Source organism: Rhodococcus olei (assembly GCF_039540555.1).
GTDB lineage: Bacteria > Actinomycetota > Actinomycetes > Mycobacteriales > Mycobacteriaceae > Rhodococcus_G > Rhodococcus_G olei.
Genome location: NZ_BAABFB010000014.1, coordinates 1 through 23,418 on the forward strand (window position 1 = coordinate 1; position 23,418 = coordinate 23,418).

Annotated in this window: 19 protein-coding genes; 16 read left to right on the forward strand and 3 right to left on the reverse strand. The window is 71.2% G+C overall.

Going from position 1 to position 23,418, the window contains the following annotated elements:
• Positions 1-235 precede the first annotated feature (235 nt).
• Complete coding sequence (ddaH, locus tag ABD951_RS02035) at positions 236-1,036, forward strand: dimethylargininase (RefSeq protein ID WP_345341544.1); 801 nt, start codon at positions 236-238, stop codon at positions 1,034-1,036.
• Positions 1,033-2,259: an ornithine--oxo-acid transaminase gene (gene rocD / locus ABD951_RS02040; protein WP_345341546.1), complete on the forward strand. Its 1,227-nt coding sequence runs from the start codon at positions 1,033-1,035 to the stop codon at positions 2,257-2,259. Before ddaH ends, rocD begins: the two co-directional genes overlap by 4 nt.
• 204 nt (positions 2,260-2,463) lie before the next feature.
• Here the strand turns inward: rocD and acs are convergent, their stop codons facing one another.
• Positions 2,464-4,401 carry an acetate--CoA ligase gene (acs, locus tag ABD951_RS02045; protein WP_345341548.1) on the reverse strand — a complete coding sequence of 646 codons (1,938 nt, stop codon included), beginning with the start codon at positions 4,399-4,401 and terminating at the stop codon, positions 2,464-2,466.
• A gap of 209 nt (positions 4,402-4,610) precedes the next feature.
• On the opposite strand from acs, the gene ABD951_RS02050 reads away from it, so the two are divergent.
• Entirely contained in the window at positions 4,611-5,078 is a 468-nt protein-coding gene (locus ABD951_RS02050) for a VOC family protein (RefSeq protein ID WP_345341550.1), read from the forward strand.
• Positions 5,079-5,131: 53 nt separating this feature from the next.
• Positions 5,132-5,881, forward strand: a complete 750-nt coding sequence (locus ABD951_RS02055; RefSeq protein ID WP_345341552.1) for a Fic family protein — start codon at positions 5,132-5,134, stop codon at positions 5,879-5,881.
• A 453-nt stretch (positions 5,882-6,334) separates the two neighbouring features.
• Here the strand turns inward: ABD951_RS02055 and ABD951_RS02060 are convergent, their stop codons facing one another.
• On the reverse strand, positions 6,335-7,153 hold the full coding sequence (locus tag ABD951_RS02060; RefSeq protein ID WP_345341554.1) for an HAD-IB family hydrolase: 819 nt from the start codon (positions 7,151-7,153) through the stop codon (positions 6,335-6,337).
• A 384-nt stretch (positions 7,154-7,537) separates the two neighbouring features.
• On the opposite strand from ABD951_RS02060, the gene ssd reads away from it, so the two are divergent.
• From ssd to ABD951_RS02105, 9 genes are all read left to right on the forward strand, one after another.
• The gene (gene ssd, locus ABD951_RS02065; protein WP_345341556.1) at positions 7,538-8,629 is read left to right on the forward strand and encodes a septum site-determining protein Ssd; all 1,092 of its coding nucleotides are present in this window, start codon (positions 7,538-7,540) and stop codon (positions 8,627-8,629) included.
• Entirely contained in the window at positions 8,626-9,801 is a 1,176-nt protein-coding gene (locus ABD951_RS02070; protein WP_345341558.1) for a TadA family conjugal transfer-associated ATPase, read from the forward strand. Before ssd ends, ABD951_RS02070 begins: the two co-directional genes overlap by 4 nt.
• A complete protein-coding gene (locus tag ABD951_RS02075) occupies positions 9,798-10,616 on the forward strand; it encodes a type II secretion system F family protein (protein ID WP_345341559.1) in 819 nt (272 codons plus the stop codon). The genes ABD951_RS02070 and ABD951_RS02075 overlap by 4 nt, the downstream gene beginning before the upstream one ends.
• Entirely contained in the window at positions 10,613-11,191 is a 579-nt protein-coding gene (locus ABD951_RS02080) for a type II secretion system F family protein (RefSeq protein WP_345341561.1), read from the forward strand. The genes ABD951_RS02075 and ABD951_RS02080 overlap by 4 nt, the downstream gene beginning before the upstream one ends.
• Positions 11,192-11,245: 54 nt before the next feature.
• Positions 11,246-11,473 (forward strand): DUF4244 domain-containing protein, encoded by a 228-nt coding sequence (locus tag ABD951_RS02085; protein ID WP_345341683.1) that lies wholly within the window; start codon positions 11,246-11,248, stop codon positions 11,471-11,473.
• A gap of 68 nt (positions 11,474-11,541) precedes the next feature.
• Positions 11,542-11,847 carry a TadE family type IV pilus minor pilin gene (locus ABD951_RS02090; RefSeq protein ID WP_345341685.1) on the forward strand — a complete coding sequence of 102 codons (306 nt, stop codon included), beginning with the start codon at positions 11,542-11,544 and terminating at the stop codon, positions 11,845-11,847.
• A 2-nt stretch (positions 11,848-11,849) separates the two neighbouring features.
• Positions 11,850-12,212, forward strand: a complete 363-nt coding sequence (locus tag ABD951_RS02095) for an Rv3654c family TadE-like protein (RefSeq protein WP_345341687.1) — start codon at positions 11,850-11,852, stop codon at positions 12,210-12,212.
• 98 nt (positions 12,213-12,310) lie between these two features.
• Positions 12,311-14,248 carry an APC family permease gene (locus tag ABD951_RS02100; RefSeq protein ID WP_345341563.1) on the forward strand — a complete coding sequence of 646 codons (1,938 nt, stop codon included), beginning with the start codon at positions 12,311-12,313 and terminating at the stop codon, positions 14,246-14,248.
• Between the two features lie 5 nt (positions 14,249-14,253).
• A complete protein-coding gene (locus ABD951_RS02105) occupies positions 14,254-16,716 on the forward strand; it encodes a lysylphosphatidylglycerol synthase domain-containing protein (protein ID WP_345341565.1) in 2,463 nt (820 codons plus the stop codon).
• Positions 16,717-16,741: 25 nt separating this feature from the next.
• On the opposite strand, the gene ABD951_RS02110 is transcribed toward ABD951_RS02105, so the two are convergent.
• Complete coding sequence (locus ABD951_RS02110; protein WP_345341567.1) at positions 16,742-19,060, reverse strand: DEAD/DEAH box helicase; 2,319 nt, start codon at positions 19,058-19,060, stop codon at positions 16,742-16,744.
• Positions 19,061-19,437: 377 nt separating this feature from the next.
• On the opposite strand from ABD951_RS02110, the gene ABD951_RS02115 reads away from it, so the two are divergent.
• From ABD951_RS02115 to topA, 3 genes are all read left to right on the forward strand, one after another.
• Entirely contained in the window at positions 19,438-19,641 is a 204-nt protein-coding gene (locus ABD951_RS02115; RefSeq protein ID WP_005515803.1) for a cold-shock protein, read from the forward strand.
• Between the two features lie 142 nt (positions 19,642-19,783).
• Complete coding sequence (locus ABD951_RS02120) at positions 19,784-20,368, forward strand: hypothetical protein (RefSeq protein WP_345341633.1); 585 nt, start codon at positions 19,784-19,786, stop codon at positions 20,366-20,368.
• Between the two features lie 101 nt (positions 20,369-20,469).
• The gene (topA, locus tag ABD951_RS02125; protein WP_345341635.1) at positions 20,470-23,403 is read left to right on the forward strand and encodes a type I DNA topoisomerase; all 2,934 of its coding nucleotides are present in this window, start codon (positions 20,470-20,472) and stop codon (positions 23,401-23,403) included.
• The last annotated feature ends 15 nt before the right edge of the window (positions 23,404-23,418 follow it).

A 23,418-nucleotide genomic window follows, 5' to 3' on the forward strand; every position in this document is an offset into this window, starting at 1 on the left:
GTACATATCATCCCCGGGAGGCCCGGGATCAGACTTTGTCTGGTCCCGGGCCTTCCGGCATTTCCGGGGTCTGTCTGTCGCCGGCACCCGACCTCCGCCACCCGTGTATCGGTGGCGGAGGTCGGGCACTGCGCGGATACTGACGAAACGGGCATGCGGAGGGGGCAGGCAGATGACATTGACGTCGGCATCCGGGATCGCGTCGCGGACTCCTGGTCCCCCGAGCGAGTTCTTGATGTGCCCACCCACGTACTTCGACGTCGCCTACCGGATCAACGACTGGATGGACCCCGGTACGCCGGTCGATCACGAGCTCGCCGGCCGCCAGTGGCAGTCGCTGGTCGACGCGTTCCGCGGGCTGGGTCACCGGGTGCACCTGATCGACCCGGTCGCCGGGCTGCCCGACATGGTGTTCGTGACCGACAGCGGGACCGTCGTCGACGGCGTCGCGCTCGGGGCCCGTTACCGCAGCGAGCACCGGGCTCCGGAAGCCGATCACGTGCTGCGGTGGTTCGAGGCGAACGGTCTGCGCCGTGCCGTCAGGCCCCGCTACATCAACGAGGGCGGTGGCGACTTCCTCGTCGTCGGAGAGATGATCTTCGCGGGCACCGGATTCCGGACCGACGAGCGGGCGCACGCCGAGGCGGAGTGGGCCTTCGGCAAGCGGGTCGTGACGCTGCGGCTCGTCGATCCGCACTACTACCACCTCAACACCGCGATGGGCGTGCTCGACGACCGCACCGTCGCGTACCTGCCGTCGGCGTTCGACGAGCGCAGCGTCACCGTGCTGCGCTCGCTGTTCCCGGATGCCGTGATCGCCACCGAAGCTGACACTCGATGGCTTGCCCTGAACCTGGTCAGCGACGGCCACAATGTGGTCATGGCGGCCCAGGCCACCGCACTCGCGGCGCAGCTGCGGGCACGCGGATACAACCCGGTCCCGGTCGACATGTCGGAGTTCCTCAAGTCGGGCGGCGGGATCAGGTGCTGCACACTCGAACTGCGCGGCTGGCGCCCCCCGGGATCGCAGCCGTGAGCAGCGACCCGGCGCCGACACCGACCGATGCCGAACTGGCGCGGGCGGACGCGCACAGTGCGCGCAACTACCATCCACTTCCGGTGGTGCTGGAGACCGCGAGCGGTGCCTGGGCGCGTGGGGTCGACGGAATCGACTATCTGGACATGCTCGCCGGCTACTCGGCACTGAACTTCGGGCATCGCCATCCGCGCCTGGTCGGCGCGGTCGAGCGGCAGCTCGGCCGGCTGACCTTGACGAGTCGTGCCTTTCAGCACTCGGTGTTCGCGGACTTCTGTGAGGCGGTCAGCGGCCTGTGCGGCAAAGATGCGGTGCTGCCGATGAACACGGGCGCCGAGGCGGTCGAGACGGCCCTCAAACTCGCGCGCCGCTGGGGGTACGACGTGAAGGGCGTCGAGCCGGATCGCGCCGAGATCATCACCTTCGACGGCAACTTCCACGGCCGGACCATCGCGATCGTCGGGTTCTCGACGGACCCGGACGCGCACGACGGCTTCGGTCCGTACCCGCCGGGATTCCGCACGGTCCCGTACGGTGACATCGCGGCGGTGGCGGCGGCGGTCACCGCGAACACCGTTGCGATTCTGCTCGAACCGATCCAGGGCGAGGCCGGTGTTCTGGTACCGCCCGACGGATTCCTGGCGGCGGTGCGAGCGCTGTGCGACGAGCACGGGATCCTGATGCTGGCCGACGAGATCCAGAGCGGTCTGGGTCGGACCGGAGAGACGTTCGCCTGCGATCACGAGCAGGTCGTGCCCGACGTCTACATTCTCGGAAAGGCGTTGGGGGGCGGGATTCTTCCGGTATCGGTCGTCGCCGCCGACTGGTCGGTGATGGGTGTCATCGGACCCGGCCAACACGGCAGCACCTTCGGTGGAAACCCGCTCGCCTGCGTGGTCGGCACCGAGGTGGTGCGCATGCTCGAGAGCGGGGAGTTCCAGAGGCGCAGTAGGGAACTGGGGGAGTACATGCACTCGTTGCTCGCCGCACTCCCCGTGGCAGCCGTGGCGCAGGTCCGCGGCCGCGGTCTGTGGGCCGGAGTGGAACTGGCGGCCGGTCAACCGTCGGCCCGGATCATCTGTGAACGTTTGCTGGCCCGCCGGGTGCTGGCCAAGGATGCGCACGAGGGAACCATTCGGCTGGCGCCGCCGCTGGTGATCGAACGGGGCGAGATCGCCTGGGCCGTAGAGCAGTTGGCGGACTCCCTGCGAGAGGAGCGGTAGCAAGGAGGCCCGCACCCTGAGAGTAGGGTGCGGGCCTCGTGTGCCGGTGTCCGGCTACTTGCCGCGCGGGTGGTGCCCGTCACTTGCCACGCGGGCGGCGCCCGTCACTTGCCACGCGGGCGGCGCCCGTCACTTGCCACGCGGGCGGCGCCCGTCACTTGCCACGCGGGCGGCGCCCGTCACTTGCCACGCGGGCGGCGCCCGTCACTTGCCACGGATGGCGTCGAACACCTTCGGGTCGACCAAAGTCGAGGTGTCACCCAGATCCCGCCCCTCCGCGATGTCCCGCAACAACCGCCGCATGATCTTCCCGGACCGAGTCTTCGGCAACTCCGGAACGACGGTGATCTGCCGGGGCTTGGCGATCGGGGAGATCTCCGTCGACACCTGCGCCCGCAACTCCGCGATCAAGGTGTCACCGGTGTTCTCCGCGCCCTCCCGCAGGATCACGAACGCCACGATCCCCTGACCGGTGGTCTCGTCCGCGGCACCCACGACCGCCGCCTCCGCAACCGCCTGATGCCCGACCAACGCCGACTCCACCTCCGAGGTGGAGATCCGGTGCCCGGACACGTTCATCACGTCGTCGACCCGACCGAGGACCCACAGCGCCCCGTCCTCGTCGTACTTCGCGCCGTCCCCGGCGAAATACCAACCCTCCTCCGCATACCGGGACCAGTAGGTGTCGCGGTAGCGGTCCATGTCACCCCAGATGCCGCGCAGCATCGACGGCCACGGCTCGTCGAGCACCAGGTAACCGCTGCCCCCCGCACCGAGCGGGCGGGCCTCGTCGTCGACGATCCTCGCCGAGATCCCCGGCAACGGCGCCATCGCCGAGCCGGGCTTCGTCGCCGTGATCCCCGGCAGCGGCGAGATCATGATCGCCCCGGTCTCGGTCTGCCACCAGGTGTCGACGATCGGTGCGGTGCCGGCGCCGATGACGTCGCGGAACCACCGCCACGCCTCCGGGTTGATCGGCTCACCCACACTGCCGAGGAGCCGGATCGAGGACAGGTCGTGCGCGTCGGGGATCTCCCGACCCCACTTCATGAACGTCCGCACCAACGTCGGCGCCGTGTAATAGATGGACACACCGTACTTTTCGATGATCTCGAAGTGCCGGTGCTCGGTCGGCGAGTTCGGTGTGCCCTCGTACACGACCTGCGTCACACCGTTGCTCAGCGGCCCGTACACGATGTACGAGTGCCCGGTCACCCACCCGATGTCGGCGGTGCACCAGTACACGTCCTCACCCGGCTTGTGGTCGAAGACGTTGTGGTGCGTGTACGACGCCTGCGTCAAATACCCGCCGGAGGTGTGGATGATGCCCTTCGGCTTCCCGGTGGTGCCGGAGGTGTACAGGATGAACAGCGGATGCTCGGCGTCGAACGCCTGCGCGGTGTGCTCGGGCGAGGCCTTGTCCACCGTCTCGTGCCACCACAGGTCCCGGCCGCCGGTCCAGTCGACGTCGATGCCGGTCCGCTTGACCACCAGCACGTGCTCGACCGATTCCGCTCCGTCGACGGCCTCGTCGACGGCCGCCTTGAGCGGGGCCGCCTGCCCGCGCCGCCACTGACCGTCCGTCGTGACCACCAGCTTCGCGGCGGCGTCGTCGATCCGCGAACGCAACGCGGACGCGGAGAACCCACCGAACACCACCGAATGCGTCAACCCCAACCGCGCGCACGCGAGCATCGCGACGATCGCCTCCGGGATCATCGGCATGTAGATCGCGACCCGGTCCCCGGCCACCAGACCGAGGTCGGTGAAGGTGTTCGCCGCCCTGGACACTTCGGCGAGCAGGTCGTTGTAGGTGATCGCCCGCGAGTCACCCGGTTCGCCCTCGAACGCGATCGCGACGCGGTCGCCGTTGCCGGCGAGCACGTGCCGGTCGACACAGTTGTAGGCGACGTTCAGGGTGCCGCCGACGAACCACTTCGCGACCGGGGCGTCGGACCAGTCCAGCACCTGCGTCCACTCGGTGGCCCAGTCCAGACGGCGGGCCTGGGTGTCCCAGAACGCGAGCCGATCCGTGTCCGCGGCCGCCTGCAGTTCCGGACCCGCGTTCGCGGCCGCCGCGAACGCGGGGCTCGGCGGATAGATCTCGGACCCGGTGGCGTTGGTGTCGGCCGTGCTCGTCATATCGCCCTTACCCTCTTCTCGGTGTGGTGAAGCATTCTTCGGCGCAGTTGTGAGGGTAGTCACATGACGTTTCGGGCGCATCGTTGCACCCCCTTGCAACGCTTCGTACTGCGACGATCGGTCGTTCTCGAGCGACGGACGGTCACTCGATGGGACGAGTGGCCGAAACCGACAAGACGTACGCGGAATCGGGATGGTTTCGTGAGCCCATGCATCAGCATCTGAACGTGGTCACCCTTGGTGTCGCCGACGTCACGCGGGCGCACGGCTTCTACGTTGACGGCCTGGGCTGGCGGCCGACGCTCCACGTCCCCGGCGAGGTCCTGTTCCTCCAGGTCGGCGGTGGCGTGGTGCTCGCGCTGTGGTCGCTCGACGAGATGGTCCGCGAGGCCGGGCCGACCGCACCGCCGGCCGGCGAGTTGGGCCGGGCACCGATCACCCTCGGGCACAACGTGGCCAGCGAGTCGGAGGTGGACGCGGTGCTGGCGGCCGCCGAGCGTGCGGGTGGGCAGGTGCTGGTCGCCGGCGCGCGCCGGGCCTGGGGCGGGTACAGCGGCTACTTCGTCGACCCCGACGGCTACCGGTGGGAGATCGCGCACAATCCCGGTCTCGTCGTGCATGCCGACGGCACGGTCACGTTCGGGGACGCGGACACCACCGGCCCGGGGGCCGGTTAGTACCGGCTCCTCCGTGCCTGCCCGGGAACCGTCACCGGGTAGCGTTGACCGACGTGACCGACCCCCTTCAGCCACTGGTGGACCTGCCCGGCGTGCGGGATGCCGCGGATCGGGCCCGTGACGCGCTCGGAGAGGTGCATCGGCACAAGACCAACCGCCGCGGGTGGCCGACCACCGCGGCCGAGGCCGCCGTGCGGGCGGCGCGGGCATCGGCGTCGATCGACGGCGGTAGCACCGAACTGCCCGGCGTCGGCGAGGTCGGCGACCCGGTGCTGACCGGCGCCCTCCGGGTCGCCCAGGCCCTCGACGGTGACGCGCTCCAGATCACGGTCTCGACTTGGCAACGAGCCCCGCTGCAGGCGTTGGCGCGCCTGCATCTGCTGGCCGCCGCCGGTCTGGTCGAGGACGAGACCGGTCTGGGTCGGCCGCGAACCGCGCCCGGTGTCGCCGAGCGCCTGGACCTGCTCGCTCAGCTGGTCACCGGGGGAACCGCGGTGCCGGCGCCGGTGCTGGCCGCGGTGGTGCACGGGGAGCTGCTCGCTCTCGAACCGTTCGGTACGGCCGACGGTGTCGTCGCGCGCGCGGCGTCCCGTCTCGTCGCCGTCTCTACGGGACTCGACCCGCACAATCTCGGGGTGCCGGAGGTGAGTTGGCTGCGTCGGCAGCAGGCTTACCGATCCGCGGCGGCCGGCTTCGCGTCCGGCACGGTCGAGGGCGTCGGTGGCTGGGTGATCCTGTGCTGCGGTGCCCTCGAGGCGGGTGCCCGCGAGGCCCTGTCCATCGCGGAGGCCGCCGCGAGCTGACCGCGAGTCCGTGGCTCGAGTGGAATCTCCTGCGGTGCAACGACTCAACGCTACGCAGGAACCAGGCCCGAACACGTGAAACGGGCGGTGCCGCCGACTGCTGTCGACTTCACCGCCCGCTAGCACGGACTACCCGGTTACCAAGCGTGCAAAATGGTCTGTGATCCGGCCTCGGCGTGGGCTCGTGTACCGCCGGTTCGCCTCTGCAACTCGTGCAAGGTTCTCGCCGACGTGTGCTCGAGTCACGCAGGCCCACAACGACTCTGCCCTTATAGTGGCTTGCGCTCCGCGTGGGTGCCTGGTGTCCGTGCTGGGACTTGCGGGTGGGGAGACCGCCTCTTCTCTTCCGATTCGATCCTGGCCTGCCGTTCGTCCGTAACTCCTTTGTACCCTGTGACCGGGCGCACATCAAGGGATATCGGTGCTGGATCGATCCCAGTCTTTCGGGGCGCGTCAGCGCTTCCGTCGTAATACGGCGTAGGTCAGCGCGCCCGCCAGAACGGCCGCGAGACCGACCGCGGCCGACGTCGCGCCCGCGGTCCTCGAGGTCGAGGGAAGCCGCGCGCGCAGCGGGACGGGGTTCGAGAAAGTCAATATGGCCCAACCTTTTTCGGCCGCCTCCTTGCGGAGCGTCCGGTCCGGGTTGACGGCGGTCGGGTGTCCGACCTCCGCGAGCATCGGCAGATCGGTGGACGAGTCGGAGTAGGCGAAGCACCGGTCGAGGTCGTAGTCGTACGTCGCGGCGAGTTCACGGACGACGCCGGCTTTCTGTTCGCCGTAACAGTAGAAGTCGAGTCCGCCGGTGAACTTCCCGTCCACCACCGTCATCCGGGTGGCGGCCGAGTGGTCGGCTCCGAGCAGGCGGGCGATCGGTGTCACGACCTCCTCGCCGGAGGCCGACACGACGACGACGTCGTGTCCGCGCGCCTTGTGGTCGGCGATCAGATCGGCGGCCTCCGCGAACACCAGTGGGTCGACGATGTCGTGGAGTGTTTCGGCAACGATGGCCCGGACCTGGTCGACGTCCCAGCCGGCGCACATGTTCGTCAGGTGCGTGCGCATCCGCTCCATCTGGTCGTGGTCGGCGCCGGAGAAGAGGAAGAGGAACTGTGCGTAGCTGCTCTTGAGCACCGACCGCCGGTTGATCAGGCCCTGGTCGAAGAAGGGCTTGCTGAACGCCAGGGTGCTGGACTTTGCGATGATGGTCTTGTCGAGGTCGAAGAAGGCGGCCACCCGCCGATCCTCCGAAGCGCCGTGCGCGTTCGCCGTCACGGATACAGACTAGTGGGCCCGGATGTGAGGCGGGCATTTGCGGACCGCGCATCCCGAGCGGGGCGAGCCACGAGGCGGACATGCGGCCCCTGAACTTGCGGTTTTGCCGGACTCGGGGTGTAGTATCAAAGTCACCTGGACGTGATCTAGGTGTGTTCAGTCCGACCCCCCGGGACTGAACTCCGAAGACCCCCGCCTCCTCCCCCCCTGGCGGGGGTCTTCTTCTGTGCCGGACACGGAACTGGCTGTCCGTCCGAGACTTTCGGTGTCCGGTTCCTCCGCGTTCGGGTGATGTGTACCGATATCTGTCCACAGGGTTCGGAGTTGTCCACAGAACGTGGAGCACCCCTTTCGTCCGGCCCGACCTCCCCGCACGCTCGGTGGATGGACACGATCACGAACGGCTCACCGTCATCTGTGCTCGTTCTGACGAGCAGTACGGACCTGGCGGTCGGGATCCGGCGGGCGGCCGCCGCCGCCGACCGTCCCGTTCTCGAACTCGCGACCCCGGGGCCCCGGAGACAGTGGACCGGCGCGGCCCACATCGTCCTCGACGCGGACTTCGCCCGCGACTGCGTGGCCGCGAACCTGCCGCGCCGCGACCGGGTCCACCTGGTGTGTGCGGCCGCGCCGGGCCTGCCGGAGTGGCGCGCGGCGGCCGCGGTCGGAGCCGAGTCGGTGCTCACCCTCCCGGCCGGCGAGGCGGACCTGGTCGCCGCGCTGGCCCGCCGCGCGGGCGAGGCGTCCGGGGGCGGGCCCGTGATCGCCGTCGTGGGAGGTCACGGCGGCGCCGGGGCGTCGACACTGGCCGCCGCACTTGCGCTGACCGGGCCGGCCCGTCACCCCGGCCGACGCTCACTGCTCGTCGACTGTGACCGCCGCGGCGGCGGACTGGACCTCCTGGTCGGTGCCGAGCGTCGACCCGGCCTGCGCTGGAGCTCGCTCGTCATCGAGGGCGGGACGGTCTCGGCCGACGCCCTGCACGACGCACTGCCGCCGATCGGCGACGCGGGTGCCGTCCTCTCGTGTGGTCGCGGCACCGACGCGGCCGCGCCGTCGCCGGCGGCGCTGACGGCGGTCGTCGAGTCCGGCCGCGCGGCGGGGGATGCCGTTATCTGCGACCTGCCGCGGCGGTCCGGGGACCTCACCGCGGCCGCCCTCGGGCTCGCCGAGCTGGTGGTTGTGGTGGTTCGCGCCCAGGTTCGTGCCGTCGCCGCCGCCGAGACCCTGATCGCCGCCGTGCGGGACGATCACCCCAATGTCGTTGCGGTGGTGCGTGGCCCGGCGCCGGGAGGTCTGCGCGGATCGGACGTCACCGACCTGACCGGGCTGCCGGTGCTGGCGACCCTGCGCCCGGAACCGGGGCTGGACGTCGCGCTCGAGCGGGGCGGATTGCGGCTCGGCCGGCGGTCGCCCCTGCGCCGCGCCGCGACCGCGGTCCTCGACGTCGTCCAGTCCGGTGGGGTGGCGTCGTGAGTGCCCTGGTCTCCGACGAGCTGCTGGACCGGGTGCGGGGACGGCTCGCGCAGACGTCCGAGACACCGACGCCCGCGGCGGTGGCGGCGGCGATCCGGGCGGAGTCGTCCGGTGTGCTCGGCGACACGGACCTGCTCGCCGCGCTGCGCACCCTCCAGACCGAGCTGACGGGCGCCGGAGTCCTCGAACCGCTTCTCGGACAACCGGATGTCTCGGACGTCCTCGTCACCGCGCCCGATGCGGTGTGGGTGGATCGCGGTCACGGACTCGAACGCGCCGACGTCGAGTTCCCGGACGAGGCTGCCGTGCGGCGTCTCGCCCAGCGGCTCGCGCTGGCCGCCGGACGGCGCCTCGACGATGCCCAGCCGTGGGTGGACGGGAAGCTTCCCGGCACTCCCGGCACGGACTTCGGGGTGCGCCTGCACGCGGTCCTCGCCCCGGTCGCGCAGGCCGGAACGTGCCTGTCGTTGCGGGTGCTGCGCCCCGCCACGCAGGGGCTGGACGCGTTGCTGGCCTCGGGCACGCTCACCGAGGAGTCGCACGGGCTGCTCCGGCGAATCGTCGACCGCAGGCTGGCGTTCCTGGTGGTCGGCGGCACCGGCGCCGGGAAGACCACCTTGCTCGCCGCCCTGCTCGCGACGGTGCCGGCGCGGGAACGGATCGTGTGCGTCGAGGATGCCGCCGAACTCGCCCCGCCCCATCCCCACGTGGTCCGGCTCGTGTCGAGGTCCGCGAATGTCGAAGGCGTGGGGGAGATCTCGGTTCGGCACCTGGTCCGGCAGGCGCTCCGGATGCGACCGGACCGGATCGTCGTCGGCGAGGTCCGGGGCGCGGAGGTCGTCGACCTGCTCACCGCGCTGAACACGGGGCACGACGGCGGCGCCGGAACGGTGCACGCCAATTCACCCGAGGAGGTCCCCGCGCGATTGGAGGCGCTCGCCGCGCTCGGCGGAATGGATCGCGCCGCCCTGCACAGTCAGCTCGCCGCCGCGGTCCAGGTGGTGCTGCACTGCCACCGCGCGTCCGACGGCAGCCGCGCGCTCGCCGAGATCGCCGTGCTCGAACGGAATCCGGCCGGCGAGGTCGTGGTGGTGCCCGCGTGGACGCCGCACGAAGGGTGGGGACCGGGCGCGGACCGGCTCCGCTTCTGGCTGAAAGGCTCGCGGCGGTGAGCGCCGCGGTGCTCGCCGCGGCGCTGGCACTGCTGGTCGCGCCCACGACGTCTGCGCGCGGGCGTTTGCGCCGCCGGCCCGCCCCCGGCCGGTCTCGGCCCGGGGCCGCGGTGGTGCGCCGCGGATCCCTGCCCGCCGCGGTCGCCGGGGCGATCGTGGTCGCCGCGGTGGCCGGGCCCGCGGCGGGGATCGCGACGGCGCTGGTCGCACTCACCACCCGGCTCCGGCTGCGACACGCACGCCGGTCGCGCCGTCGTGACCGCGAGCAGCGTGCCCTGCTGGCCGGACTCGAGATCGCGGTGGCCGAACTGCGTGTCGGAACCCACCCCGCCGCGGCCTGCGCCGCCGCCGCTGAGGAGTCGAAAGGCGCTGCTGCTGAGGCATTCCGGGGGGCCGCGGCGACGGCTCGACTCGGCGGCAGTGCGGCGCGGGGACTGGTCGCGGGCCGGGGCGGCGGTGGTGCGGACACTGCGGCCGTCCTGCCGGACCTCGAGCGGGTGGCCGGGCCCTGGCGGATCGCGGAGGAACACGGAATCGCGCTCGCCGAGTTGCTCGACGCCGCGCGATCGGATCTGCTGGGCCGCATCCGTTTCCGCGGCCGGGTCGAGGCCGGGATGGCGGGTGCGCGGGCCACCGCTGCGGTGCTCGCCGGACTGCCGCTGCTCGGTGTCGCGCTCGGTCAGATGATGGGCGCGGCGCCGGTGGCCGTCCTGCTGTCCGGAGGGCTCGGCGGGGTGCTCCTCGTGATCGGAACCGCGTTCGGGTGCGCCGGGCTGCTGTGGACGGACCGGATCACCGGGAAGGTGACCGCGTGAGCGCGGCGGCCGCGGCCGCGCTCGCCGTCGCGCTGCTCGTCGCACCCGGTGCCTCGTCGGCGGGGGCGCGGTTGACGACCTCGTCCGCGCCGGCCGCGCCCGAGCACCGGCGGCCGGTGGCAGCGCCGGACCCGTTGGCGGGAGCGGGAAGCTACGACCTGTTCGCCGCGTGCCTGCGGGCGGGCCTGTCGGTGCCTGCGACGGCAGGCGCGGTCGCGGAACGGGCGCCGCAACCGCTCGCCGGTGCGTTGAGGCGGGCGGCGAATCTCCTCGCGCTCGGGGCGGAACCCGATGCGGCCTGGCGGGAGGCGGATGTGCACCCGGACACGGAGATCCTGGGGCGGGCGGCGCGACGATCCGCGCGGTCGGGCACCGCGATGGCAGACGCGATGGCCGCACTCGCGGCCGGGCAGCGCGCCGAGGTCGAGGACCGCGGAGCCGCGGCGGCCGAGCGTGCCGGTGTGCTGATCAGCGGCCCCCTCGGGTTGTGCTTCCTGCCCGCGTTCCTGTGCCTGGGCATCGCGCCGGTCGTGATCGGACTCGCGACCCGGGTGCTCGGGCAGGGCCTGCTGTGATCGCACCAGAATGTCGCCGCGGAACGTCCGCGGCGCGGAGAGAGGGGGAACATGATGTCGGACAGGGGAATACGATCGGCGCTGCGCTCGGGTGTCCGGGAGGTGCGGCGCCGCCTGGTCGTCGCGGCGGTCACGGACGACGGCATGTCGACGGCCGAGTACGCGATCGGCACGATCGCCGCGGCGGCGTTCGGAGCGGTGCTGTACTCGATCGTCACCGGCGACAGCATCGTCTCGGCGCTCACCGGGATCATCGAGAAGGCGCTGAACACGTCGGTGTAGGACGGCAGCCGGGGCCCGGCCGCGCTCCGGTCGGGGACGACCGGGGTGCGGTCACCGTCGAAGCCGCGATCGCGTTGGCGTCGCTGGCGATCGTCGTGATGCTCTGTGTCGCAGCGGTACTCGCGGTGACCGCACAGGTGCGGTGTGTCGACGCGGCCCGCGAGGCCGCGCGACTGGTGGCCCGCGGCGACCGGGAGGACGCGGTGGCGGCCGCCCGCCGGGTGGCCCCGTCTGGTGCCCGGATCGACCTGCGTGAGGACGGTGGGCACGTCACCGCCCGGGTCACCGTCGGTGCCGCCCTGCTGCCGGCGCTCGAGGTGTCGGCGGAGGCGATCGCGGCGGTGGAGGACGCCGGATCGGACGAGGAGGAGTGATGATGCGCACCGGACCCGCCGCGGCGACCGGGGACGATCGGGGATCCGCGACCGTGACGGCGTGCTTCGCGATGCTGGCGTTGATCACGCTGGTGCTGACGGTCGGTCATCTCGGCGCGGCGGTCGTCGCCCGGCATCGCGCCCAGGCGGCCGCGGATCTGGGCGCGTTGGCGGCCGCCTCGTCCGCGGACCGCGGGGCCGACGGCGCGTGCGCGGCGGCCGGCGAGATCACCGGGCGCATGGGGGCACGGGTGAGCGAGTGCCGATTCGACGGCTGGGACGTACTCCTGACCGTGACCGTGCCGGTCGCCGTGGGCTCGGGCGCGGCCGTCGCGGCCGCCCGTGCCGGTCCGGCCGAGGGCTGATCCGTCGCCTCGTTCACCTGTGGTCACATGCGCAACACGCAGCGAACGCCGCGCAGGGTCGTGTGAGCGCAATGGCAGGATTCCCTGATGTGACCATCATGGATCGATCCGCGCCGCGAGTGCGTTCGTGGCTGCTCGCGGACATCACGGAGGAGCCCGCCGGGCACCAGGGACCGTTCCGGTCACCGCCGCAGAAGGAGGAGCACAAGCACGCCTGGTGGAAGGTGATGTGCCTGACCGGTGTGGACTACTTCTCCACCCTCGGCTACCAGCCGGGCATCGCCGCGCTCGCGGCGGGCGTGCTGTCGCCGCTGGCCACGCTGGTGCTGGTCGCACTGACCCTCTGCGGCGCCCTGCCGGTGTACCGCCGGGTCGCGGCGGAGAGCCCCCGCGGTGAGGGCTCGATCGCGATGCTCGCGAAGTTGCTGCCGAAGTGGGGCGGCAAGATCTTCGTCCTGGTGCTGCTCGGCTTCGCCGCCACCGACTTCATCATCACGATGACCCTCTCCGCCGCCGACGGCGCCGCCCACGTCGTGGAGAACCCCTTCGCGCCGAGCTTCCTGGCCGGGCAGAACATGCTGGTGACCCTCGTCCTGCTGGCGCTGCTCGCGGCGGTGTTCCTCAAGGGGTTCTCCGAGGCCATCGGCATCGCGGTCATGCTGGTCGCGGTGTTCCTGGCCCTCAACCTGGTGGTCGTCGTCGCCGGGTTCTGGCACATCGCGACGGCCCCGTCGGTGGTCACCGACTGGACCCAGGCCCTGACCGCCCAGCACGGCAGTCCGTGGGCAATGATCGCGATCTCGCTGCTCGTCTTCCCGAAACTCGCGCTCGGCCTCTCCGGATTCGAGACCGGCGTCGCGGTGATGCCCCAGATCACCGGAGACCCGACGGACACCGCGTCGTCGCCGCGGGGACGGATCCGCGGCGCCCGGAAACTGCTGACCACGTCGGCGTTGATCATGAGCGGTTTCCTGATCGTCACGAGTTTCCTGACCATCGTGCTGATCCCCGAACCGGAGTTCGAGGCGGGCGGCCAGGCGAACGGGCGGGCGCTGGCGTACCTCGCGCACGAGTACCTCGGCAACGGCTTCGGCACCGTCTACGACGTCAGCACCATCGCGATCCTCTGGTTCGCGGGCGCCTCCGCGATGGCGGGGCTGTTGAACCTGGTGCCGCGGTACCTGCCCCGGTTCGGGATGGCGCCGGACTGGGCGCGTGCGGTGCGACCTCTGGTCCTGGTGTTCGCGACGATCGCGGTCGGCATCACCTGGTATTTCGACGCCAGCGTCGACGCCCAGGGCGCCGCCTACGCGACCGGTGTCCTGGTGCTGATCACCTCCGCGGCCGTCGCCGTGACGATCTCGGCCCGCCGGCGGCGACAGCACCGCAAGTCCGTCGCGTTCGCGGTGGTGTCGGCGATCTTCCTCTACACGACCGTGGTCAACGTCTTCGAACGCCCCGAGGGCGTGCAGGTCGCGGCACTGTTCATCATCGCGATCCTGGTGGTGTCGTTCGCGTCCCGGATCAGTCGGGCGTTCGAGTTGCGGGCCGACTCGGTCACCTACGACGAGACCGCGCAGCGGTTCATCGAGGACGCCGCGCGCGGCACGATCCGGATCGTCACCCACGACGTCGAGCGGCGCGGCACCGCCGACTACCGGATCAAGGCCGCCGAGCAGCGGGCCGAGAGCCACATCCCCGACCCGGACCCGATCCTGTTCCTCGAGGTGAACATCAAGGACTCGTCGGAGTTCGCGACCAAACTGCGCGTCCACGGACGACAGCGCGACGAGCACCGGATCCTGTGGGTCAACAGTGCCGCGATCCCCAACACGATCGCCGCGATCCTGCTCGACATCCGGGACCGGACCGGGGCGATCCCGCACGTGTACTTCGAATGGACGGAGGGCAACCCGGTCACGAACCTGCTGCGGTTCCTGTTCATCGGCCAGGGCGAGGTGGCGCCGGTCACCCGCGAGGTGCTGCGCCGCGCCGAACCGGACGTCGCACGCCGACCGCACGTCCACGTCGGGTAGGCGGCATGCGCGTAGACGGCCGCGAGATCCCGGTCCACGGTAGCCTGCTCCAACCTCTGCGGCGCCGCACCAGCGACCAGCTGCGGGTGGCGTTGTCGGGCCTGTCCGTGGTCGCCGTGGTCGTGGTCTCGTACGTGACGCGGGGGCGCTGGGAGTCGCTGGAGACGTCGATCTCGAACCTGATCGGGGTGGCGTCGCCGGAACTCTCGAACCTCGTCTACTCGCTGTACGGGGTCGCGATCCTGGCCCTGCCGTTCGCGATCCTCGTCGGCATCGTGTTCGGTCGCCGCTGGAAGCTGTTCGCCGGGTACGCGGTCGCCGCGTTGGGCGCCGGGGTGGCGCTGTCGATCACCGGCAACGGAATCGCCGCCCCGCAATGGCACCTGGACCTCAGTGCCCACCTCGACACCTTTCTCTCCCAGTTCCTCGACGACTCGCGATGGATCGCGATGCTCGCCGCGGTGCTGACGGTGTGCGGGCCGTGGCTGCCGCCCCGCTGGCGCCGGCTCTGGTGGGTCCTGCTGCTGGCGTTCGTGCCGATCCATCTGTTCGTCAGCGCGGTCGTGCCGGCCCGCGCGATGCTCGGACTCACCGCCGGCTGGTTCGTCGGGGCCCTCGTGGTGTTGTTCGTGGGCACCCCGGCACTGGAGGTGCCGGTCGATCTCGCCGTGCGGGTGTTGGGCCGGCGCGGACGTGACGTGCGCGAGCTGACGGTCCTCAGCCCGGCCGGACCGGGACCCCTGGTGCTCGCCGCGCGGTGCCGGCTCGACCCGGGCGCCAGTCGGGTCGGCCCGTTCCCCGCCAGGTCCGCGGACGATCCCCGTGCGGAACCGTCCGAGCCCGAATCGGATTCGCCCGCCGAGGAGGTCCTCGTCCTCGACCTGTTCGGACAGCACCAGCGCACCGAGGGCGTCGTGCGGCAGGCCGGGCGGTGGCTGACCCTCCGTAGCTCCGAGACGCCGGCGCCGTTCGCGTCGCTGCGCCGCGCCGTCGAGCACCGGGCCCTGATGGCGACGGCGTTCGCCGGGCTGGGGCTGGCCGCCACCGTACCGGTCGCGGTGTCCGCGCTGGACCGCGGGTGGATGATGTACGCGCACACCGACTCCCGCGGCGGCACCCTCGACCGGCACGACCCCACCCAGCTCGCAGCGGCGTGGGAGGGGCTGCGGCGCCTGCACGCCCACCAGATGTCCCACGGAGACCTGCGGCCCGAGAACATCCGCACCCGCGACGGTGCGGTGCTGTTCGACGGATTCGCGCGTTCCGAGGTCGGGGCGTCGGACACGTTGCTGCTCTCGGATGTCGCGCAGCTGCTGCTGGTGACCGCGGACGTGTACGGAGTGGAGGAGGCGGTGGCCGCCGCCGTCCACGCGGTCGGCGCCGACCGCGTGATCGAGGCGTCCGGCCGGCTGACCCGCACCGCGACGTCCAGCCGGATCCGGAAGGCGGTCGACGACCCGGCCGCCCTGATGGCGGCGACCCGCGCCGAGGTCCGCACCCAGACGGACACCGAGGTGATCCGCGACGAACAGGTCACCCGGTTCTCGCGGAACCAGTTCATCCAGCTGGTCCTGCTGATCGGTCTCGTCTACGTCGCCTACCCGTTCGTCAGTCAGGTCCCGACGTTCGTGACCGAGATGGCGTCGGTGAACTGGTTGTGGGTGCTGCTCGGGCTGGCGGTGTCGGGACTGACGTACCTCGGGGCCGCCGCGGCGCTGTGGGCGTGCGCGACGGAGTCGGTGAACTTCCGGCACCTGACGATCATGCAGTTCGCGAACACCTTCGCCGCGACCACGACGCCGGCCGGTGTGGGGGGACTGGCCCTGAGCACGCGGTTCCTGCAGCACAACGGGCTCGGCGGGGTCCGGGCCACCGCCGCGGTCGCGCTGCAGCAGACGGTGCAGGTCGTCACGCACGTCGGACTGCTGATCGTGTTCAGCGTCGCGGCGGGCAAGAGTGCGGATCTGTCCCACTTCATCCCCAGTGCGACGGTCATCTACCTGGTCGTCGGGCTGCTGCTCGGGGGGATCGGCGCGTTCATGGTCGTGCCGACGCTGCGCCGCTGGCTCCGCGACGACCTGCGACCCCAGATCGCCGACGTCAGCGTCGAACTCTTCGACCTGGCCCGCGATCCCGGCCGCTTCCTGATCATCGTCGGGGGCTGTGCGGGAACGACACTCGGCGCGGCGCTGGCCCTGTGGGCGAGCGTCGAGGCGTTCGGCGGCGACGTCGCGTTCGTGACCGTCACGATCGTGACGATGATCGGCGGCACCCTCGCGTCGGCCGCCCCGACCCCCGGCGGTGTCGGCGCCGTCGAGGCCGCCCTGATCGGTGGTCTCGCCGCGTTCGGTGTCCCCACCGGGGTCGCGGTGCCCGCCGTCCTGCTGTACCGGGTGCTGACCTGCTGGCTGCCGGTGTTCATCGGCTGGCCCACCCTGCGCTGGCTGCAGCGCAACGACCTCGTCTGACCGTGCCCGCACCCGCAGAGGGGTGTCAGCGGGGGAGGGCGTCGAGGACGGCGGTGAGCAGCAGCACCGCGGCGTCCTTGTCGAGGGGGTTGTTTCCGTTGCCGCACTTGGGCGACTGCACGCAGGAGGGGCACCCGGAGACGCACTCGCAGGCGCCGATCGCGTCGCGGGTCGCGGTCAGCCAGGGCTGCAGCTGTGCGTGCCCGCGGTCGGCGAATCCGGCGCCGCCGGGGTGTCCGTCGTAGACGAACACGGTCGGCAGGCCGGTGTCGGCGTGCAGTGCGGTCGACACCCCGCCGATGTCGCCGCGGTCGCACGTCGCGACGAGGGGCAGCAGGCCGATCGCGGCGTGCTCGGCGGCGTGCAGCGCACCGGGGAACCGGTCGGCGGGGATGCCCACCGACTCGAGGAGTTCGGGTGTCGCGGTGTACATCACGGCCCGGGTCGGCAGCGTCTGCTCGGGCATGTCGAGCTCGACGGCGTCGAGGACCTCGCCCGACGGCAGCCGCCTCAGGTACCCGACGACCTGGTGCGTGACCTCGACCTCGACGAGAGCGACGGTCACCGGTCCGTGGTCGCGCCGGTCGATCACGGCGGTGACCGCGATGTCGGTGGTCTCGCGGGCGGAGGTGGTCCATTCGGGGGTCTCGGCGTGCACGAGGGCCAACCCCTCGTCGAGGTCGAGGGTGTCGACGACGAACGACTCGCCCTGGTGCAGGTAGACCGCGCCCGGGTGGGTGGTGGCCGGTGCGCGTCCGCCGTCGACGGTGCCGAGGAGTCGGCCCGATTCGGCATCGACGATCGCCACCTGTAGTCCGATGCCGCCCCGGATGTCCACCGACGCATGGGGATTGGAGCCGGCAGTGACGAACCATCCGTGGGCCCGGCGGCGGATCAGGCCCTGCGCCGAGAGGTCGGTGAGCAGGTCCAGGGCGCCGAACTCCGCGACCTCCGCGTCGCTGAGTGGCAGTTCCATTGCCGCGCACAACAGTTGAGGTCCCAACACGTGCGGGTTCGACGGGTCGGTGACGGTGGCCTCGACCGGTTTGTCGAGGAGGGCCCCCGGGTGGTGCACGAGGTACGTGTCGAGCGGGTCGTCGCGGGCGACGAGGACGACGAGCGACCCCTGACCACGGCGTCCCGACCGGCCGGCCTGCTGCCAGAACGAGGCGACCGTGCCTGGGAATCCGGCGACCACGACCGCGTCGAGTCCGGCGATGTCGACACCGAGTTCGAGGGCGTTGGTCGTGGCGGCGCCGAGCAGCGTCCCGTCGGCGAGCGACTGTTCGAGGTCGCGGCGGTCCTCGGCGAGGTAGCCGGCGCGGTAGGCGGCGACCCGGTCGGCGAGGTCGACGTCGACCTCGGCGAGCAGACGTTTGGCGCCCATCGCGGTCAGTTCGGCGCCGCGGCGGGAACGCACGAACGTCAGGGTGCGGGCGCCCTCGACGACGAGGTCGGCCATGATCCGCGCGGACTCGCTGCCGGCGGCGCGCCGCACCGGGGCGCCGTTCTCCCCGGTGACGTCGGCCAGCAACGGCGGCTCCCACAGCGCGACGGTCCGCGGGCCGTGCGGGGAGCCGTCGTCGACGACCTCCTCGCACGGCGCCCCGATCAGCCGGGACGCCGCGGCGCCGGGGTCGGACGTGGTGGCGCTGGCCAGCACGAACACCGGGTCGGCGGCGTAGCGACGGGCGATGCGGCGCAGCCGCCGCAGCACCAGCGCCACGTTCGATCCGAAGACGCCGCGGTAGGAGTGGCACTCGTCGATCACCACGTACCGCAGCCGACGGAAGAAGTGGGCCCAGCGTTGATGTGACCGGAGCATGCCGACGTGCAGCATGTCGGGGTTGGTGAACACCCACCGCGAATTGGCCCGTACCCACTGCCGGACCTCGTTCGGCGTGTCGCCGTCGAAGGCGTTCGGGTAGACGTCCGCGAGTTCCTCGGCGGCATCGCAGAGCGCGACCGCGGCGCGGATCTGGTCGGCGCCGAGGGCCTTGGTCGGAGCCAGGTACAACGCCGTGGCCTGCGGGTCCTCGGCGAGCGTGGTCAGCACCGGCAGCTGGTAGGCGAGCGACTTGCCGGACGCGGTCCCGGTCGCCACGACGACGTGCCTGCCGTGCGCGGCGTGGGTCGCGGCACGCGCCTGGTGGGTCCACGGCATCGGAATGCCGTTCTCGCGCAACCCCTCGACCACCGCGGGGTGCGCCCATTCGGGCCAGCGGTCGTATCGGGATTCGCGCGCGGGCAACTCGGTGACGTGGGTCAGTGGTTTCTCGTCGGCCGGCGTGCCGGCGAGGACGCGACCGAGGAGTTGACGTCCGTAGCTCGCCGGCTGGGTCACGGGCTGGTCTCCGACTTCGTGTGTTGGCCAGGTCACAGTCTCCGACCTGGGCTTTTGATGCTACTCGAGGGCCCGATTCGGCCGTGAACCGAGGCTCGCCGAGGGGTGTGCACCGGCTCTGAACTGGGGTTACCGATCGGTAGAAGGCAACAAGATCATTTCTTTATGGATTTTCGACTGTTGCACTCGGAGGAAGCGTGGTTGACTAACACGCGGTCGCAGCTTCTGTGTTCGTGTACGCGCTCGCAGGACTATGTTGCGAGCGCGGTGCTCGATGCTTTTCCTGAGGGGGAAATCAGCGGTACAGCGGTCGGAACCGGCCCGGTGGGCTGTGAGCGCCGTCCGCCGCATCCGGTGTTAGAAAGAGAAGGAAAAGCATGGCACAGGGCACTGTGAAGTGGTTCAACGCGGAGAAGGGCTTCGGCTTCATCGCTCCCGAGGATGGCTCCGCTGACGTCTTCGTCCACTACTCCGAGATCCAGGGCAGCGGCTTCCGCACCCTCGAGGAGAACCAGCGCGTCGAGTTCGAGGTCGGCCAGGGCACCAAGGGCCCCCAGGCCACCGGCGTTCGCGCCATCTGATTCCACCAGCCACGCTGGTACGAATCTCTCGTCCCCCGTCACCGTAGGTGGCGGGGGACGAGCCGTGTCGGCGCCCGGCGCGACCGCGCCGCGCCGATCCGTTCGCTGCAACACTCCGCCGGACGGGGTTACTGTCCGAGATGTGAACCAGTTGTCCTTCTTCTCCGCGGAGACGGCGTCGCCGGAGGTGTCCGACCTCGACGGGCTGCTGGCAGGACCCGGGCAGATCGTCGCGACCGCGGACCGCGCCCGGGTGTCCGTCGTCGTCGACGCCCGGTGGCGCGCCGACGCGATCGCCGAGATGATCGAGGACATCGGCCTGGTCGCCGAGGTGACGACCTCCGACGAGGGCAGCCCGCTCGTGCGGACCGCGTCGGTGCCGGAGCTGGCGGTGGTCGCGGTGCGGTGGACCCGCGGGGCGGTCAAGTCCGTACCGCACGGCTGGGTGCCCGGGCCGCGCGCGTTGCGGGCCTGGGCACTGGCCTCGGGCCGCGCCGACCACGACGGCGACCGGTTCGTGTTCGGCCTCGACCCGCACGCCCCCGACACCCACCCGGTGCTCGCGCAGTCGCTGATGCGCGCGGGGATCGCGCCTACGCTGTTCGGTACCCGCGGCGGGTCGCCCGGCTTGCGGATCGTCGGGCATCGACGGCTGTTGCACCTGGTCGAGAGCATCGGCGAACCCCCCGCCGGGGTGGAGGCCGCCGCGGCGTGGCCCCGGGTGTAGAACGGTCGACGTGGAACTGATCTGCGAGGATTGGTCCGCGGTGTGTCACCCTAGTAGCCGGGTGATCGCCGAATACGAGTCGAGGAAGGTGCAGTCGGGACGTGGCAGCTCGAGATAAGGACACGGCGGGGGACACCACCACCGCTGCCGGCCAGACACGCCGGCTCGTGATCGTCGAGTCGCCGACGAAGGCGCGCAAGATCGCCCCCTACCTGGGCAAGAACTACGTGGTCGAGGCGTCCGTCGGGCACATCCGGGACCTGCCGCGCGGCGCGGCGGACGTGCCCGCCAAGTACAAGGGTGAGCCGTGGGCGCGCCTCGGGGTGAACGTCGACCACGACTTCGAGCCGCTGTACGTCGTCAGCCCCGACAAGAAGTCGAAGGTCACCGAGCTCAAGGGACTGCTCAAGGACGCCGACGAACTGTTCCTCGCCACCGACCCGGACCGTGAGGGCGAGGCCATCGCCTGGCACCTGCTCGAGACGCTGAAGCCGAAGATCCCGGTCCGCCGGATGGTCTTCCACGAGATCACCAAGCCGGCGATCCTCGCCGCGGCCGAGGACACCCGCGACCTGGACCAGGACCTGGTCGACGCGCAGGAGACCCGCCGCATCCTCGACCGCCTCTACGGCTACGAGGTCAGCCCGGTGCTGTGGAAGAAGGTCATGCCGAGGCTGTCGGCAGGCCGCGTCCAGTCGGTGGCCACGCGCGTCATCGTGCAGCGCGAACGGGAGCGGATGGCGTTCCGCTCCGCCGAGTACTGGGACATCTCGGCGACCCTCGACGCCGGCGCCGCCGCCAGCCCGCGCACCTTCGGGGCCCGGCTCGTCGCCGTCGACGGCAACCGGGTCGCGACCGGCCGCGACTTCGGGGCGGACGGCGCGCTCAAGTCGACCGGTGTGACCGTGCTCGACGAAGCGGCCGCGCGGCGGCTCGTCGACGCGCTGCACGGCGTCGACCTGACCGTCGCGTCCGCGGAGGACAAGCCGTACACCCGCAAGCCGTACGCGCCGTTCATGACCTCCACGCTGCAGCAGGAGGCCGCGCGCAAGCTGCGTTTCTCGTCCGAGCGGACCATGCGGACCGCGCAGCGGCTGTACGAGAACGGCCACATCACCTACATGCGTACCGACTCGACGACGCTGTCCGAGTCGGCGATCTCCGCCGCCCGCGCGCAGGCCACCGAGCTGTACGGCGCCGAGTACGTCAGCCCGACCCCGCGCCAGTACACCCGCAAGGTCAAGAACGCGCAGGAGGCGCACGAGGCGATCCGCCCCGCCGGGGACGTCTTCGCGACCCCCGGTCAGCTGCACAACCAGCTCGGCACCGACGAGTTCAAGCTGTACGAGCTGATCTGGCAGCGCACCGTCGCCTCGCAGATGCAGGACGCCCGCGGCACCACGCTCACGCTGCGGATCACCGGTACGGCCCGCTCCGGTGAGGAGGCGACCTTCTCGGCGTCCGGCCGGACCATCACGTTCCCCGGCTTCCTCAAGGCGTACGTCGAGTCCGTCGACGAGGAGGCAGGCGGCCAGTCCGACGACGCCGAGTCGCGGCTGCCGGTTCTCACCCAGGGGCAGGGGGTCACGGCGACCAAGCTGGACCCGGACGGGCACACCACCAACCCGCCCGCCCGGTTCACCGAGGCCAGCCTGATCAAGACGCTCGAGGACCTCGGCATCGGCCGGCCGTCGACGTACGCGTCGATCATCAAGACCATCCTCGACCGCGGCTACGTGTACAAGCGCGGCAGTGCGCTGGTGCCCTCGTGGGTGGCGTTCGCGGTCATCGGCCTGCTCGAGACGCACTTCGGCCGGCTCGTCGACTTCGACTTCACCGCCGCGATGGAGGACGACCTCGACGAGATCGCCGGGGGACGCGAGCAACGCGGAAACTGGTTGTCCACCTTCTACTTCGGTGGCGGGGAGGGTCCCGAGGGCTCGGTCGCGCGGGCCGGCGGCCTGAAGAAGATGGTCGGCGAGAACCTCGAAGACATCGACGCCCGCGAGGTCAACTCGATCCGCCTGTTCGACGACGCCGAGGGCCGCGAGGTGCACGTGCGGGTGGGGCGGTTCGGGCCCTACCTCGAGCGGATGGTCGTCAACCCCGACGACCCGGACGGGGACCCGGTCTCGCAGCGCGCGAACCTGCCCGACGACCTGCCGCCGGACGAGCTCACCCCGGACTACGCGGAGAAGCTGTTCGCCACCCCGCAGGACGGCCGCAGGCTCGGTGTCGATCCGCTGACCGGCCACGAGATCGTCGCCAAGGAAGGACGATTCGGCCCGTACGTCACCGAACTCCTGCCCGAACCGGAGCAGCCCGAGCCCACGCCGGAACCGGACATCGTGCCGGTGCCGCAGGACGGTGCCGTCGCGACGAAGGCCCCGGCGAAGAAGGCCCCCGCGAAGAAGGCGGCCAAGAAGGTCGCCGGACCGAAGCCGCGGACCGGGTCGCTGCTCAAGTCGATGGACATCGCGACGGTGACGCTCGAGGACGCGCTGCGGCTGCTGTCGCTGCCGCGCGTGGTCGGCGTCGACCCGGAGTCCAAGGAAGAGATCACCGCGCAGAACGGCCGCTACGGCCCGTACCTGAAGAAGGGCACCGACTCCCGGTCGCTGGCGACCGAGGAGCAGATGTTCACCGTCACCCTCGAGGAGGCGCTGAAGATCTACGCCGAACCCAAGCGCCGTGGGCGGCAGGGTGCCGCGCAGCCGCCGCTGCGGGAGCTCGGCAACGATCCGGTGACCGAGAAGCCGATGGTGATCAAGGACGGCCGGTTCGGGCCGTACGTCACCGACGGCGAGACCAACGCCAGCCTGCGCAAGGGCGACGAGGTCGCGACGATCACCGACGAGCGGGCCGCGGAACTGTTGGCGGACAGGCGTGCTCGTGGCCCGGTGAAGAAGAAGGCGGCCGCGAAGAAGGCGCCGGCCAAGAAGGCACCGGCGAAGAAGGCGGCCGCCAAGAAGGCGCCGGCGAAGAAGGCCGCCGCCAAGAAGGCGCCCGCGACGAAGCCGGCCGCCGAGGACTGAGGGACGCCGGGGGCA

Excerpts from the sequence above, each read along its gene's own strand:
- ABD951_RS02095 (WP_345341687.1), top strand. The coding sequence starts at position 11,850 with ATGCGCACCGGACCCGCCGCGGCGACCGGGGACGATCGGGGATCCGCG.
- ssd (WP_345341556.1), top strand. The coding sequence starts at position 7,538 with ATGGACACGATCACGAACGGCTCACCGTCATCTGTGCTCGTTCTGACG.
- ddaH (WP_345341544.1), top strand. The coding sequence starts at position 236 with ATGTGCCCACCCACGTACTTCGACGTCGCCTACCGGATCAACGACTGG.
- acs (WP_345341548.1), bottom strand. The coding sequence starts at position 4,401 with ATGACGAGCACGGCCGACACCAACGCCACCGGGTCCGAGATCTATCCG.
- ABD951_RS02050 (WP_345341550.1), top strand. The coding sequence starts at position 4,611 with ATGCATCAGCATCTGAACGTGGTCACCCTTGGTGTCGCCGACGTCACG.
- ABD951_RS02105 (WP_345341565.1), top strand. The coding sequence starts at position 14,254 with ATGCGCGTAGACGGCCGCGAGATCCCGGTCCACGGTAGCCTGCTCCAA.
- ABD951_RS02100 (WP_345341563.1), top strand. The coding sequence starts at position 12,311 with ATGGATCGATCCGCGCCGCGAGTGCGTTCGTGGCTGCTCGCGGACATC.
- ABD951_RS02085 (WP_345341683.1), top strand. The coding sequence starts at position 11,246 with ATGTCGGACAGGGGAATACGATCGGCGCTGCGCTCGGGTGTCCGGGAG.
- ABD951_RS02115 (WP_005515803.1), top strand. The coding sequence starts at position 19,438 with ATGGCACAGGGCACTGTGAAGTGGTTCAACGCGGAGAAGGGCTTCGGC.